Source organism: Methanomassiliicoccus sp. (assembly GCA_033485155.1).
Classification (GTDB): Archaea; Thermoplasmatota; Thermoplasmata; order Methanomassiliicoccales; family Methanomassiliicoccaceae; genus UBA6.
Genome location: JAWQJJ010000007.1, coordinates 91,736 through 106,875, shown reverse-complemented (window position 1 = coordinate 106,875; position 15,140 = coordinate 91,736). Strand labels below are relative to the sequence as shown.

General features: G+C 57.2%; 17 protein-coding genes. 2 read left to right on the top strand and 15 right to left on the bottom strand.

Annotation, left to right across the window (positions count from 1 at the left end; translation table 11 throughout):
- Window positions 1–3: 3 nt before the first annotated feature.
- From SA339_10825 to SA339_10785, 9 genes are all read right to left on the bottom strand, one after another.
- Entirely contained in the window at window positions 4–399 is a 396-nt protein-coding gene (locus SA339_10825) for a DUF6015 family protein (GenBank protein ID MDW5563709.1), read from the bottom strand.
- Window positions 400–563: 164 nt separating this feature from the next.
- Entirely contained in the window at window positions 564–857 is a 294-nt protein-coding gene (locus SA339_10820; protein ID MDW5563708.1) for a hypothetical protein, read from the bottom strand.
- Between the two features lies 1 nt (window position 858).
- Window positions 859–1,992, bottom strand: coding sequence for an ATP-binding cassette domain-containing protein (locus SA339_10815; protein MDW5563707.1), 1,134 nt, complete (start codon window positions 1,990–1,992; stop codon window positions 859–861).
- Window positions 1,971–3,521 carry an ATP-binding cassette domain-containing protein gene (locus SA339_10810; GenBank protein ID MDW5563706.1) on the bottom strand — a complete coding sequence of 517 codons (1,551 nt, stop codon included), beginning with the start codon at window positions 3,519–3,521 and terminating at the stop codon, window positions 1,971–1,973. The genes SA339_10815 and SA339_10810 overlap by 22 nt, the downstream gene beginning before the upstream one ends.
- Window positions 3,522–3,524: 3 nt before the next feature.
- Complete coding sequence (locus SA339_10805) at window positions 3,525–4,517, bottom strand: ABC transporter permease (protein ID MDW5563705.1); 993 nt, start codon at window positions 4,515–4,517, stop codon at window positions 3,525–3,527.
- A gap of 5 nt (window positions 4,518–4,522) precedes the next feature.
- On the bottom strand, window positions 4,523–5,557 hold the full coding sequence (locus SA339_10800; protein ID MDW5563704.1) for an ABC transporter permease: 1,035 nt from the start codon (window positions 5,555–5,557) through the stop codon (window positions 4,523–4,525).
- 300 nt (window positions 5,558–5,857) lie between these two features.
- A complete protein-coding gene (locus tag SA339_10795) occupies window positions 5,858–7,657 on the bottom strand; it encodes an ABC transporter substrate-binding protein (protein MDW5563703.1) in 1,800 nt (599 codons plus the stop codon).
- A gap of 245 nt (window positions 7,658–7,902) precedes the next feature.
- Window positions 7,903–8,592 (bottom strand): 6-hydroxymethylpterin diphosphokinase MptE-like protein, encoded by a 690-nt coding sequence (locus tag SA339_10790; GenBank protein MDW5563702.1) that lies wholly within the window; start codon window positions 8,590–8,592, stop codon window positions 7,903–7,905.
- 7 nt (window positions 8,593–8,599) lie between these two features.
- Window positions 8,600–9,745, bottom strand: coding sequence for a DUF373 family protein (locus SA339_10785; protein ID MDW5563701.1), 1,146 nt, complete (start codon window positions 9,743–9,745; stop codon window positions 8,600–8,602).
- Between the two features lie 1,189 nt (window positions 9,746–10,934).
- Between SA339_10785 and SA339_10780 the strand changes: the two genes are divergently transcribed.
- Together SA339_10780 and SA339_10775 are read left to right on the top strand one after the other, a co-directional pair.
- Window positions 10,935–11,726 carry a hypothetical protein gene (locus SA339_10780; protein MDW5563700.1) on the top strand — a complete coding sequence of 264 codons (792 nt, stop codon included), beginning with the start codon at window positions 10,935–10,937 and terminating at the stop codon, window positions 11,724–11,726.
- 4 nt (window positions 11,727–11,730) lie between these two features.
- Window positions 11,731–12,366: an MBL fold metallo-hydrolase gene (locus SA339_10775; protein MDW5563699.1), complete on the top strand. Its 636-nt coding sequence runs from the start codon at window positions 11,731–11,733 to the stop codon at window positions 12,364–12,366.
- 3 nt (window positions 12,367–12,369) lie between these two features.
- On the opposite strand, the gene SA339_10770 is transcribed toward SA339_10775, so the two are convergent.
- The 6 genes from SA339_10770 to SA339_10745 form a co-directional block, all read right to left on the bottom strand.
- Window positions 12,370–12,948: a hydrolase gene (locus SA339_10770; GenBank protein MDW5563698.1), complete on the bottom strand. Its 579-nt coding sequence runs from the start codon at window positions 12,946–12,948 to the stop codon at window positions 12,370–12,372.
- 71 nt (window positions 12,949–13,019) lie between these two features.
- Complete coding sequence (locus SA339_10765; protein MDW5563697.1) at window positions 13,020–13,673, bottom strand: translation initiation factor IF-6; 654 nt, start codon at window positions 13,671–13,673, stop codon at window positions 13,020–13,022.
- Between the two features lie 16 nt (window positions 13,674–13,689).
- Window positions 13,690–13,962, bottom strand: coding sequence for a 50S ribosomal protein L31e (locus SA339_10760; protein MDW5563696.1), 273 nt, complete (start codon window positions 13,960–13,962; stop codon window positions 13,690–13,692).
- Between the two features lie 5 nt (window positions 13,963–13,967).
- Window positions 13,968–14,123, bottom strand: a complete 156-nt coding sequence (locus SA339_10755; GenBank protein ID MDW5563695.1) for a 50S ribosomal protein L39e — start codon at window positions 14,121–14,123, stop codon at window positions 13,968–13,970.
- A gap of 4 nt (window positions 14,124–14,127) precedes the next feature.
- Window positions 14,128–14,469: a DNA-binding protein gene (locus SA339_10750; GenBank protein ID MDW5563694.1), complete on the bottom strand. Its 342-nt coding sequence runs from the start codon at window positions 14,467–14,469 to the stop codon at window positions 14,128–14,130.
- Window positions 14,470–14,489: 20 nt separating this feature from the next.
- Window positions 14,490–14,915, bottom strand: coding sequence for a 30S ribosomal protein S19e (locus SA339_10745; GenBank protein ID MDW5563693.1), 426 nt, complete (start codon window positions 14,913–14,915; stop codon window positions 14,490–14,492).
- Between the last annotated feature and the right edge of the window lie 225 nt (window positions 14,916–15,140).

Below are 15,140 nucleotides of genomic sequence, written 5' to 3'. Positions count from 1 at the left end.
TCCCTAATGCGACTGGCTGGGCGGCTCCCGGGCCCATACGTCCTTGTCTATGTTTTCGTAGATCATGGCGAGCTCATCGGTTTCCGGCTTGGACTCCTCCGGCAACGATGCCAAACGGGAGATCTGGTCCTTCTTCAGGATCCAATAGTGGATGCGCCACATCTTTCCCTTCTTGAGGTGAACCTCCTCCTCCGTGGTGGTGACGAAGCCCTCCTCCTCCAGCATGTAAAAGACATCACGGTCCTCGGACGTTAGGCGGTTGTCGATGACCGAATCGGTGTAACCGAAAAAGCTCATCGTGTACTCAGCCAATCTCTTGATATCGCTTTCCTGCATCCCCTTCTTGCCCAGCGTGTTTTTTAACGCTAAGACAAGCTCCTCCATACTGACCACCGACATGCGTTTATCATTGGAGGCTACCCCTTAAATAACTTTCCGGATTATCATTCAAGAACAATAATAATAAAGATATTTTGATATATGGATGTGCCCCCCACTGCTCATTCGTATCTTAGTAAAGTAGGAGCATGCACGATCGGTTCGGGTGGTCGAAGCGGGACCGGTCATCTATCGTCCTCCTCTGTACCGTCGCCGAGGGGCCCGTTCCGGCCCCAGACGCTGAGGTATACCGCGATCTGAATGACGGCGGCGAAAATGGTGATCGCTCCCCCGACCATGGCATCGATGCCCTCGCGCACCAGTTCCAGGAAAATGACCATATCCAGGAACGCCGCCCCGACCAAGTACCAGTGGCGAGCGTACCGTCGAAGGAGCCAGTCGCGCCAGCTCATACCTTCCGGCTCGCTCGCCTCCGGGGTTACCGGCCTATCTACCACGATCCTCCGCTTGTACGCCATGTCACTTCTTGTCCCCGAAGTGGCAGGCCACGAAATGCTCATTGCCGATGTCGATGAGGGGCGGGGACTCGACCTCGCACCTGGCCTGCCGGAGCTTGCACCGAGTATGAAATCGGCAGCCGGTCGGAGGGTTGGCCGGCGACGGAATCTCCCCGGCCAGGGGCACACGCTCTTTCTTGAGGTCCGGATCGGGCACCGGGATGGCGGATAGGAGCGCCTGGGTGTAAGGGTGGAGCGGCCTATTGAATAGGTCCTCCTTGCTCGCCGATTCCACGATCTTGCCCAGATACATCACGCTGACGCGGTCGCACATGTAATGGATAGTGCTCAGGTCGTGGGAGATGAACAGATAGGTTAAGCCGTAGGCGTCCTGCAGGTCGTTGAGCATGTTGAGGATCTGCGCCTGCACCGACATGTCTAGAGCGGAGGTCGGCTCATCGAGGACCACGAACTCGGGATTAAGGGCCAGAGCCCTCGCCACCCCGATGCGTTGCCTCTGGCCACCAGAGAACTCGTGGGGGAACCGGTACAGGTGCTCGGGATTGAGGCCGACCACCTCCATCAAGCCCATGGCCCTCTCCCTAATCTCCTCTCCTTTGGCTACGCCGTGGATGAGCAGGGGTTCTCCGACGATGTCCTTGATGAGCATGCGGGGGTTGAGCGAGGAGTAGGGATCCTGGAACACGATCTGCATGTTCTTCCTCATCAGCCTCAGCTCCTCGGGGGAGCGGCCTTCCAGCGAGTACTCCTTCCGAATGCTTTCCAGTTCCGTCGTGACCTCTTCCAGTTCCTTCTTCACCGCGTGGTCCTTGAACTTGTCCCTGTCCCTTTCCAGCCGCGCTTCCAGTTCAGTCTCCTGCGCCTCCAGCCGGTCCAGCCGTTTACGGGCGTCGTCAGGCATCTTCCAATAGACATTTCCTCCGGTGGGTTTGGTGAGATGCAGGATGCACCGTCCGGTGGTGGTCTTGCCACAGCCGCTCTCCCCCACCAGCCCGAGGGTCTCTCCCTTGCGGATGTAGAGGGACACATCGTCCACGGCCTTGACCGCCCCCTCGCTCCTGGACAAAAGACCGCCACGGATGGGGAAGTGCTTCTTCAGTCCCCGGACCTCGATCAGGATCTCACTGTCGGCCATTGTTTCACCTCCGTGTACAAGTGGCATGCCACCGAGTGTCCTGGTTTGATATCCATCATCGCCGGCTTCTCCCTGCTGCAGATCGCCATGGCGTAGGGGCACCGGGGATGGAACCGGCAACCGGTAGGAGGCTTGGACAAGTTTGGCACACTGCCCTCGATGATCTCTAGTCTGGGAAGTTCCTGATCGATGCGCGGGATGGCTGACAGAAGGCCTTGAGTATAGGGATGGAGCGGCTCCTTGAATATTTCCTGGTTGGAGGTAAGCTCGACGATGCTGCCAGCGTACATCACCCCCACCCGGTCGCAAATCTCAGCGATGATGCCGAGGTTGTGGGTGATCATGAGGATAGTTGTTCCAGTGTCCTTCTGCAGCTCCCGCATCAGCTTCAAGATCTGCGCCTGAATGGTAACGTCCAGCGCGGTGGTCGGCTCGTCGGCGATGAGTAGCTGGGGCTTGCACGCCAAGGCCATGGCGATCATGACCCTCTGCTGCATCCCTCCCGACAGCTCGTAAGGGTAGGAGTTGGCCACATTCACCGGATCGGGCACGCGGACCATGCGCAGCATCCCGATAGCCCTGTTGAAGGCCTCGTTCTCCATCGGCCGCTTGTACCTCTTCAGGATGGGGATCTTCGACAGCAGCCACAGCAGACCATCCTCAGGATTATCGTTCATTCTGGCGTACAGATCCTGTTCGATCCTCAGCTTGAGCGAAGTGATGATGGGCACATGACGGATGGGGAAGGAGAGGTCGCAGCTGGGGCAGTGGTCCATCTCCTTCTGAACCTTGGCCCCGCACGCCGAACAGGTGATCTCTCCGTCGTGACCAGGGAGCTTCTGCGCCCCCTCATCGTTCTTGATCAGCTTCTTTTTCCGATCCAGGTTCTTCAGCACCGCGGCGGTCAGGTCCTTCTTCTCGTGCAGGAGGATGATCTCGGCGATCTGGTCACCGGCGGTGAACACTGGGTTGAGAGAGGCCGTGGGCTCCTGGAATATCATGGATATGACTTTTCCTCGGATCCGCTGGAGGTCCAGCTGCCCGAGCTCCAGGATATTGATCTCGTTCATCGACTGAATGAGCTTGGTAAGGGCCGCTACCGTCTCGGGGTCGTTCCTTCCCTTTTTCTCCTCCAGGGAGCGGTAGCTGGCATACCGGTCACCGAGGCCGGGAACGGGATACTCGCCTGCAGCCAGGGCGGTTTCGAACTCCTGCCGGGCGGCGACGGCCTCGGGATCGTTCGTCCCCTTGGAAGCCTCCCGGCCCATCATCCGCTCGAAATGGCTGCGGTATCCAGGTGGCAGAGCGAACATTATTCGACCGCCCTCGACCTTGCTGGGAGGGCTGGGGACCAGGCACATGATAGAGTTGGCGGTGACGCTCTTACCGCAACCGCTCTCCCCCACCAATCCGAAGGTCTCGCCTTTCTTGATCCTCAGGTTGATCCCGTCCAAGACGTAGACGACGCCTCCCTTGGTGTAGAAGTTGGTGTACAAATCTTCGATCTCGATTATCGAACTTGCGTCCATGGGCTACCTCTTGCTCCTGGGATCAAGGATATCCCTGAGGCCGTCACCGATCAGGCTGCATCCAATGGTGAATATCATAATCATGATGCCAGGAAAGAAGACAACCCACCATGGAGTGTAGGGGGCCCCGTTATAGTAGACCGTGCTAAGCATCCAGTTATGGCCGTCGGAGATCATTCGCCCCCATTCAGCATAGCCGGGCTGGACCCCGAACCCGATGTAGCTCAGGCTCGCCGCGGTCAGTGCTACCGTTCCCAGGTCCAGAGTGATGTTGACGATGAGCGGAGAGATAGAGTTGGGAATGATGTGTTTGAAGAGGATCCGGCTCCGCTTGGCGCCTATGGCTCTGGCCGCTTCCACGTAGGTGTTCTCCCTGACGGTGAGCACCTGCCCTCTCACCAACCTGGCATAGGCTGGCCACCACACGATGATCAGGGCGAACATCATGGTCTCCAGGTTTCGCGTCAGGATGGAGGCGACAGCCATAGCCATGATCAGGGCGGGCAGGGACAGGAAGATGTCGGTGAACCGCATGAGGGCCTCATCGATCTTTCCTCCGTAGTAGCCGGCTACGGCACCCAGCACCAGCCCTATCAGAGCGGCGGTGAGGACCACGTAGAGCGAGGTAGTGATGGTGGTACGGGCACCCCACACCACACCATAATAAATGTCTATGCCGTTGTTCCCGGTGCCGAAGATAGGCTGGCCGGGTTGGAATGGGGGTTTGGGGAAGTTCAGGTCAGCGGGTATCTCCATGGGATCGCGGGTGCTCTGAGGAGGGGCCAGATACGGAGCGGCGACAGCGATGAACACGATGGACGCGACCATTATTACGCCGGCCATCGCCGTCCAGTTGCTGCGGATCAGGCTCCACGAATTCCGCCACTCCCTGACTCGGGGCTTCAGCTCGGCCTTTAGATTATCGACCAAATTCGATCGAGGGTTGGTCTTGTTGTCCACGGCCACCTTGGCGATCTTCTCGTTGACAGTGGTCATTTTCTTCACTCCAGCCTGATTCGGGGGTCCAGATATGCGTACAGTATGTCGACGACCAGATTGACGATGACGTAGGTGAAGGCCACCAGGAGACAGAATCCCATGATGGAGGCGGTGTCCATCGCCTCTATCGAGCTGGCCGACCATTTCCCGAGGCCGGGCCATGCGAACACTGATTCGGTGAGGATCGCCCCGCCCAACAAGGTGCCGAAAGCCAGCCCGATGATAGTGGTGGTGGGTATGAGGGCGTTCTTCCGGGCATGTACGTTGATGATCGTCTTCTCATCGAGGCCTTTGGCCCGAGCGGTCTTCACGTAATCGAGCCCGAGCACCTCCAGCATGCTGTTCCTCTGGACTCTCAGGATTATCGCGATGATGGCCAGGGACAGGGTCAACGAGGGAAGGATCAGATGCCAAAGAACGTCGGCAAACATGGGCAGGTTGCCAAGGAGAAGGGAATCCACGAGGTAGAAGCCGGTCATACCGCTGGGCTCGGTGCCTGCGATGATGTACGAGTCACTGATCCGTCCATGGATGGGAAACAGATGAAGCTCGGAATAGAAGACAAGAAGAAGCATCAGGCCTAGCAGGAATACCGGGATGGAGACGCCGAACAGGGAGATGACCCTGGTGGTGTGATCGAAGGGCTTGTTCTTCTTGATGGCTGATTTCGTCCCCAGCCAAATGCCTACGAAAATGCTCATCACCATTGAGATGACGGCCAGTTCGAACGTCGCGGGGAGATAATAAGCAATGGCGTCGGTGACCGGCATGGAGGCGGTTTTAGACCATCCCCAGTCGCCTTGTAGCACCCCCTGGAGCCAAGCGATATACTGCTCCCATATCGAATCGTTCAGATGGTACTTCTCGCGGACGAGCTCGATCTGGGAATCGGTCATCTTTTCGTTGACATATGCCGTAACGGGATCGCCCGCCACCCGGGTCAGGGTGAAGACGATGAGGGAGACCCCGATGATGACAGGGATTATCAACAATAGTCTTCTGATGATGTACCTTGAGAGCCCCATCCGTACCACCATGCCGAAGTGTACAACGTCATATGGACCCCTTTAATTTAAAGGGGTAAATACCTTAAGATGTCTGGGGATGGGGGAAGCGGATACAAATAATTATCACAAGCCGTAGAAGAAAAGGCTAAGGTTTTTCGGCGAACGGCAGGTTGTCCAGAAGATGCTCGGTCTTGGTGTGTGGCAGTGATTCACTTCCCCCATAGGCAGCAGTGTCACTTTTAACGCAATGTCGGGAATTGCGATCATGTTCATAGTATGAGATAAAAAAAAGTAGTGAAGAGGTTTGAAGGGATTGCATCTTCGCTACCATCACTTGCTCGGTGCCATGCTCAGAGCGTAGTAGTAAAGGTTGGAGTACATCGGGTTGTAGTAGTAACCCTGAATGTAATTATATCCAACGAAGAAGCTGGTGGCCTGGACGGTCCAGATATACGCGCACTCGTCGTGCATGGCCATGCTTATGTCGTGGTACAGCTCCGCCCTCTTGGTATCGTTCAATTCCGTGGCAGCCTGAGTGACCAGCGAGTCGATAGTCTCGTTCTTGTAGCCGATCGTCGACGCATAGAGCCCGCTGGACAGATAGAACGGATGCACATAATCATCCGGATCTGCATAGTCTGGAGCCCATCCGAGAAACATCACTGGCATCTTGTGGCTCGACTGGTACCCTATTAACGTGGACAATTCAAGAGGAGTGACCGTCACGTTGATCTTGTCGCTCAGGGACTCCAGACCGGCCTTCAGCAGCAAGCAGGCGGTCTCTCTGGCAGTGTTGCCCGCGCTGTAGTATAGCTCGATGTTGAATCCAGTGTCCAGCCAGTTGCTAGCGCCGTTGGTGGCGTTCCTTAGGTAAGCAGCGGCTGCCTCCAGATCATAGCTATATGTTGGGACCGAGGCGTCGTAGCCGAACATGCCCTTAGGGATGACTCCATTAGGCTGGATGGCCATTCCCTGCATGGTGGTGTTTATGTACTGCTCGTAGTTGAAAGCAGACGCAAAGGCCATCCTGACGTTCCTATCCTGGAAGAAGGTGGACGGAACATTGGTCTTCTTGGGATCTGCACCGGCAACATTCAGGTTCTCGTTCAGACCAAAGAAATCAAGGGTCAAGGTCGGATACCCAGATATGATAGAGACATTTGCGATGTTCTCCACCGACGCCATCTGAGTGCGCGGGATGGCCGCAGCGTCGAGGTCCCCATTCTTCAGGGCCATGATCATAGCCGACATTTCGGAGTACTGGGTGATGATAATGGTCTTGAGGGTGGGGGCTCCCCGCCAGTAGTTATCGTTGGCGACCAGCTTAGTATAGGAGTCCTTCTTTATCTCCCCGACCATGTATGGGCCGGTGCCCATGGCGTTGGAGGACATGAAGTCGTAGCCATCCTTGGTCAATCCGCCGTGATCCTCGACATACTTCTCGGAAACAATCGAGGCGGTGTTGAAGGCAAGGGCTGACAGGAATGCTGAGTATGGCTGGGTCAGATTGAACTGGACCTTATTATCGTGGGCCCAAATATGCTGATCGAGTACATCCTGACCGATGCTGGGCACGATCTTGCCATCGGAGCCAAAGGACGATGCTGGGTAGGTGGTCTCATTGGCATAGTCGGGGATGAGCATCTGACCGTACATCGGTATTGGGCTAGCGGGGTCGTTCAGCAAGAACGCGCGGTCGAATGAGTACTCGACATCGCTGGCCTTCAGAACGGTCCCATCGCTGAACGTGACGCCATCCCTAATGGTGAAGATGTAGGTCAGTCCGTCGGCGGAGATGCCCCCGTTGGCAACTGTCGGGACCTCGGTCGCCAGGAGCGGGATGAGCTCCGAAGAGGAGCTCCCATTGTACCAGACAAGGGTCTCGTAGACGTTCTGCAGGATCTCGCCGCCAAACGTTTCATAATCCACAGCGGGATCCAGGCTGTCATAATTGCCAGTAATGGTACCGTACCTGAACACGGTGGAGCCGCTACCTTTGGTCGACCCTCCCGATAATACCAGTGCGGCACCTATCGCAGCGATAGCCAAGACTGCCACCAGCACGATGACGATGAGCTTCTTGCTAATGCCGCGTTTCTTTGCAGCAGGTGCACCAGCGCTTCCATCCATTCAATTTCCTCCTTAATCACGTCTCCCCGTTATGAAAAAAGGGATAGACATTACATCTTGATAACACGGCAATGATATATAAAAATATTCGGACTTTTCTTAAAATGACTGGAATAGCCAGCATCTATTATTTTCGTCAATTATATTATTATGCAAAATATTAAAAAAAGACCCCGATTTATCAAAAAAAGAAATAACGCGTAAATACTGGAAGCTCGGGTCCCGCGCGCCGAAATTTGATGGCCCTATGCCCATAAAGAGGTGGACGATCTGGGGATAAGCTCGACGTCGGAGGGGTTGAGGTCCCAGATCAGCTTGCGGGCCTCTTCGAGCTTTCGTTTCTTGATCTCGGGGTCCCGTCCCATCTTCGGCCTTGGAGTGAACATATCAAAGCCCACAAGATGGACCTTTCGTGCCCCGAAGTGCCTAGCGAGCATTACCGCGCGGTCCCCGTCGGTGAACCCCCCGAAGTTGTAGACGCGGTCGAAGGGGCGGGCCTGGGTCGTCAGCGTCAGGGGGCCGGTAAACCAGGGGACATACCTCTCCAGCGCCTCGACGTTGTCGCCGTGGGCCAGGATGACTGCGACAGCCCCCTGGGCACTGGCGGAGAGCTGATCGGCGATGTCCCCGTCCAGATCGGTGACGATGATATCCGGCACCTTGCCTATGGAGTGGACGAGGGTTGAGGTGGCCCCGTCCGCGGCGATGACCGTCCCCTGCAGGGGCCCGGTCCTCAGCTCCGCCTCCAGCGCAGGTCCGTGCCCGACCACGGTCACCTCCTTGCCGATCCGCCGACGGAGGCAGTCAGGCCCGCACATCGTCTTGTTCGCTCCGAGTGACGCCAGCCTGTGAGCGGCCTGCTCGTCCTCCGTGACGGAAAATCCGAACTCCCTCACTATCCGAAGGTAATGAGGTTCCCACTCCGGGAAGTCCATGTCCCACCTATTCGGCGCTCTCGACCTTCTCGCCGCTCTCCGCGCCCTTCTTGTTGCCGTTCATGCCCTTGAGGGAGGTGTTCAGCAGGGCACCGAACACCGCCAGAAGGAAACCCGCCATGATCTCCATGAAGATGACGGCCTGATCATAATCCCGGAAGCCAAAGAAGACCTGAGTCGCATCCAGCGCCCCCTGCAGGATGAAGCCCAGGGCGAAGATGGTCACCGAGGCCACGAGGTACGAGTATTGCAGGACGCCCTTGGAGAGGTAGTCGTTGATGAACAGCCCTACCTGGAAGGTGAAGTAGGCGAAGACGCACATCCACATGAAGCCGCCGATGAACAGCACCATCATCTCCAGGAACTCGGTCTCCGGGTCGGCAAAGGCGGCGTCCAAGCCATACAGTATCCCGAGCAGGAAGATCATGACCGACAGGACCGCGAACGGTATCATGGTGCTTCCTTCTTGGACAGCCGTCCGCGTATCCCTCCACCACTCCCTCGCCCTATCGCCGGCCTTGTACGCGAACATGATGAGGTAGAAGCCGACGACCGCATAGATCATAGCCAGGCCCATGTTGGTGAAGGATACCTCGGCCGAGCCCTGGAACAACTTGATGAGAGGGTCGAGGAGGGCGAAGATTCCGAAGACGATCAACGCCAGGCCGATGGGCACGACGATACGCTTCCGGATCTTCTCGTCGTTGAGCATTTTTATCAGGATATAGTACGTGCCCTCGACCGTGGGAGCCTGCTTGACGAAGACCTTGCGCACCGAGTCGACCTTGACCCGTGACGATATGACTGGGTAGATGTACTCATCTTCGGCCCCATCGGAAACCAGCACCACGCGGTCAGGTTTGACGGTTCCCAATACCGTCTCCAGCTGGGTGGAGAGGACCAGGTCGCTCTCATAGCCCACATGCATGTCTCCGCACAGGGTGGCGATCTCCACGTCCATGCCCTTCTTGACCATCTCATCGTACAGACTGATGGCCGCCAACAGGGTATTGGTGTCGGAATCCTCAGCGTCCTTTAAGCCTAGGCTTATCGCTGCCTTGAGGTTTTCCTCCCGACCGACGAATGGGCTGTTGAGGCCTGCCTTGACTCCAAAGTCGTCGTCCCGGTCCACGCAGAGAACGAGGGTCTTCATCCTAGTTGCCTATCCAGTTACATTCTAATTAAATTTCGCCCCCGAAGTTTACTGGATGTTCGGGAGGAGTGCAGGTCTCACATCGACAGACTCACTACTTATGAATTGGCCGAGGAAGCGGCAATAATTACGGAGCCAGAGTGCGGAATTAGCGGATTGCCCATGACGGGCCTTGCTGTAGCCGGCCCCATCCACTTCGACAGGAAGTGTAGACAATGGCCGACATTTCTTTAGAAGACTGTTGTGAGGGCCGCCGGTTCATCGACAGCGACGGCAAGGAGGTCGGAGCTTTCCGGGACATGACGAAGCGGGCAGGGGCGATCCACAGCGGCTCCTACCCGCCCTGCAAATGTTTTACCGCTTCTATCGGATTCGTTGACGGCCAGTCGCTTAGGAAGGTGCGGCCGAGGTCCGAGAATGGACTTCACCGTCCGAGGCATTCGCGGCAGTAGATGTTAGCATAAACGACACCTCATGTTACGCCGAAGCTTACCTTCTCCTTGAGGCACCTGGCGAAATCAGAGGGCAGGAAGCTAGGTCGGCATCCAGTCTCGAACGAGAAGGCTCCCGAGAGAACGCTACGTAGACGGGAGGCGGTGGCCAATAGATGATGCGGCCCTATCTCGATCGTTGTCATTCTCGCCGGACGGATCAGATGAAGGGGTGCGCGAGGATCTCCGAAGCAGGTTTATCTAGAATAATAGCATACTATTACAACACGTCTTATAAAAAGATAGAATTACTACATCCGCTTGGTGCAGGATGCCTGTCTTGCTTCTCCATTGTCAAGTAGTAAGACATCCTACACCTTCCTATCGACAGCCGAGCACCCATTATATATTTATTTATTAAAATACAGTTTTCTCGAGGTTTAATTTTTTAATATCCTCATTTGGCGGTCTTGCTCCGTTGTGCAATCTCATGTTCGCGGCATGAACGCTGCGTTCCTGATCGGGGGATACCAGAGCGTGAAGGATGGTCTGAATGGTCGGTTATTATCACATTTCGGCATGAATGCGATAGCGACGATCATGCCTCGATTTTTCCTCGATTCTTTCGGGCCAGCGTTACCGCTTCCGCGCTCGCGAGGACCGCCTCCACCGCGGGGGACGTGGCAATGTCTCAACAGGTGAGTTTTCTAGCAAAACGATTATAATAATGGATGATAATGCAACGCGAAGGCAGCTCAATGGACAGATCATCTGGTCTAAAGGAATGCCCCCGTTGCGGACTGAGAAATCGTCACGGGGCCTACCAATGCGATTTCTGCGGCTGGGACTTCAAGGCCGCATCAGATGACTGGATGGGCCAGGTCAACGATCTAGAGCGCATAGGTCGGGATGTCGAAGTTTCCAACATCGACTCGTCCCTGCGTTCCAGGATCGAGCTGACCATGAAGAAGCCGTCCGATATGCCGGTGACAGAGAGGAAGCCCGAGGCCGGCCTCGAGGTCCCTCCCCACTTGTCGCTCGAGGATGGCGGGGACGTCATGGCCCAGCCAACCACTGAGGTCATGGTGGAAACGGGGGCCGAATCGACCGCCCCACCGGCCATCCAGGAGATCGTTTCTGTCCCTCTTCCTGAGGACGTCGCTTCGCCAGAGTCCGCTACCGAACCTACCGCCTCGGCGGTGGTAAGAGAGGAGAGCATCGTCACCCCGATGCCCCAGCGCCGGGTCACCAGCATGCCTCAGTTCGTACCCGGAGGCCTTTTGACCATGGGCCTAGGGGTCTATGCATTGGACATCTACGTCATATCCGCCGGCATTCTGACCGGAGGGTTGGCGTGGGGGGTATCGGCTCTAGCCTCAATTTTAATGGTATATGCGGTCATCCGGTACCTGCCCATGATAACCAAAGGGAAGCGGAAGAACGAGGACGAAGCGATCCTCTGCCCGGTATGCCACGAGATGGTCTCAGATCACGACAGCAAGTGCCCTTCCTGCGGGGTTCGTTTCCGAGATACCCCCTCCAGGGAGTGAACCCATGAGGATCATCTGGCACGGCCATTCTTGTTTTGAGGTCAGGGACACGGTGACCGTGGTCACGGATCCTCACGACGGCAAGTCCATTGGCATCAAGACTCCCCTGGTCAGAGCGGACATCGTTCTGGTGACCCACGACCACTTCGACCATAACTGCGTCCGCATCGTCCGAGGCGACCCCGCCGTGGTCCGAGACCCCGGGGAGAGGATGCTCAAAGGGGTCAAAATCAACGGCATTCCTACCTTCCATGACCCGGAGGGGGGAAACCGAAGGGGCCGCAACATCGTCTACCGCTTCGACATGGACGGCATCAGGTTCTGTCACTGCGGGGACCTGGGGCATGACCTCTCCGAGGAACAGGTAAGGGCCATCGGCCCCATCGACGTTCTTTTCATACCGGTGGGAGGAGTTTTCACCATCGACGGGGAGCAGGCCCGCAAACTGGTAGCCAAGCTCCGCCCTCGGGTGGCGGTACCGATGCATTTCCGCTGGGGAGGGCTATCCATCTCGGTGCACACCATCGAGCCGTTCTTGGACGGCATATCCGAGGACTCGGTGGTCAGGGTCGGCAACGAGGTGGACTTCAGCCGGGAGGACCTGCCTCCGGCGACTGAGTTCTGGGTGTTCTCCCCGTAAACCTCACTTCACCCTTCTGGATATGGCCTTGAACTCGTCTGTACCAGCCTTGCCAAGCACCTGGAAGAGCACCGTTTCGGTGGTGGTCACCACCGCCCCGGCATCCCTCAGGAGGTCCAGGGCGTTGGCCTTGTCTTCCGCGGACCGCGAGCAAACTGCATCCCGGACCACGTGGACGTTGTAACCGGCCGTCAGCAGGTCCAGGCAGGTCTGCAGGACGCATACATGGGCCTCCATGCCCACCACCACGACCGTTCGGCGGCCGGAGGCAGTAAGCCGCTGAGGCACCTCGCAGTGGTCCAGGCAGCTGAAGGTGAGCTTCTCCAGCGGATCCATGGGGGAAATTGCGCTGGCCACCTCGGGGATTGTTGGTCCCAGGCCACGGGGATACTGCTCGGTCACCACCACCGGGACGGAGAAAAGCGTGGACAGGGCAAGAAGATGGCTGACGTTGGCTACCACTCTCTCACGCTCCGGCATCGCCGCCACCAGGCGTTCCTGGACGTCGATGATCAGAATTTGAATGTCGTCCTTCCTGAGCTTATACTTCCCTATGTCGGACCCGGGTTCGAGGGCAGTCACGAACATCGAACCGGGAGCCCATAGAAGTTAATTTCGCCCGCTTGGGACTAAGAGCAGAACAGATTGACGGCTCACGGGAACAGGACGTCCTCGACCCTACCCATCTCGATGGGCGTGGAGCGGAAGCCTATCGCCGCGCCCTTGGAATTGGCGACCATGCTCGCCCCCACCAGGGGAGCGCCGTAGTTCAGTGTCCCGATGCCGGTGGGCACCTTGAACAGCGAGCGGAGCATTTCCAGCTCGGCCTTACTGGTGGATGGATGACACAGAACGCCCTTGTTGGTAGCCACGCAGACCGAACCGACCGTTTTGTGGCCCGCAACCATGCCCTGAACGACCTCCACCTGGAGGGTATCCTCGATCTGCTTGATCGCCGTGCGCCCGAGGTCCGGGTTGACCAGGGCAGCGTTGTCGTTGACCAGGATGTTGTTCCCGCAGGCGTTCAGACGGTCCTTTATCCGCTTGAACTGCAGGTGCTTACGAATCGGGCGCACCTCAGCCAGGGCCGCCATGCCGGTGGTGATGCCCCCATAGGAGTTCATCGCCGTCAGGGTGCCGAGGATGGAGGAGGAGGCCAGGGAGGTGATCAATACCTTGGTCCCCATCCCCTCCTCGATGTCCGAGACCAGGCTCGGGGGTGCGTCCATTGGTACCAGGGAAAGGCTCTCATTGGCCACGCAGTACACTCCGATGAACGGGTTCCCATTGTAGCTGGAGAGCTTCATCATGCTGGCACCGTGCTTACTCTTCTACGGTCGAGTCTTCCGGGAGGGAGACCTCTACCAGGCCGTCCTCGAACTTGACCGCCTTCACGGTGATGTGCATGGGGGGCCGGTGGATACCGTTGGCCCAGATGGCCTCGTTGAGGCGGTGGTCGATCCAGATCTTGTCCTCTTCGGCCTTCATGTGCCGGATGACATGCTCCCGGATCTCGTTGATAGCCCTCTTTGCCTTCTTGGAGCGGGGGGCGGCCTTGGTCTTCTTGAGCGTGATGTTCATTACCTTCTCGTCCATGCAGATCACTCCTTGAGCTTGCTCTGTCTCCAGCTTCTCCTCTTAGGATGGCGGAGAACGGTCCTGTTGGTCCTTATCATGACCCAAGCAGGTACCCTGCGGTTGGACTTTTCCGCCCTCATGAGGCGGGTCTTCATTGCTAACGGCTTGTTCCTGGTCATTGGATTACACCCTTTCTATCTTAATGTCTCTCTTCTGAGGCGATACCTTTCTGAGGATGGCCTTCAGAGTGTTGTCATCGATCTGGTCCTGGATCCTGCCCATCTGGAGCAACTGTATGAGCTGGTCCTCCACCGCGGCGGCCACGTCCGGGTATGCCATTCGGACCTTGGCCAACCTTTCCCGGGCGTCGGGGGATAGGATCCTTCTCATGACCTCCAGGCGCGCCTGCTCCATCTGCTTCTGCCGCTCGGCCACCATGGCCTGCTGCTGGAGCTGGGCGTCTTGAGACTGCTGCATCTGCGCCATCTTGCGGCGGCGTAGTTCCTCGAGTTCAGCATCCTGCATTTGATCACTCGCTGCCCTTATCAGTGGGTCTCGTCATATACCGCTTTTGCGGCATTGTCGAGCATGGCCTGGCCCTTGGGAGTGATGACCCTGCCATCCCTCTTGTGCTTGGCAATGAGGCCAGACTGCTCTAGCTGGATCAAGCAGCGCCGGGCGATGGCCCTGCTGCCCTTGACGGCCTTGTTGGGCTTGGAACCCCGGTCGGCGAAGCCGCCGTACTCGGCAGCGAGTCGGGAGGCTCCGATGGGGCCCTTAAGGTATACCTTCCTGAGAACGGAAGCGGACCGAGTGAACCACCAGTCTTCCTGGACGGGGGCTTTCTCGGTATGCCTTCCGGTCTTCGCGAACTCTGCCCAGTCCGGGACCTTTATCGTATCGATCTGCTTGAGCTGGGCCGCGGCCTTGGCAATAAGCTTCTCCGGTGGGACATCATAGACTGTGACCATCTGATCTACCTCGAAATGACATCAATTCTATCCAAGTGTGGATAATGCCTACGGCATTAATATGGAGGTCGTATAAAAGCGTTTCCTGGCCTCGATAGCGCTGGAGAGCGTCAACCGCCGTTCTCGGGAACCGATGCTGGATGGTCGCCGCGGAACAGGCCGCAGAACCGCAGGCCTCCCACAAGGTTACATCTATATTATTGTGATGCTAGAAACAACTCCCCG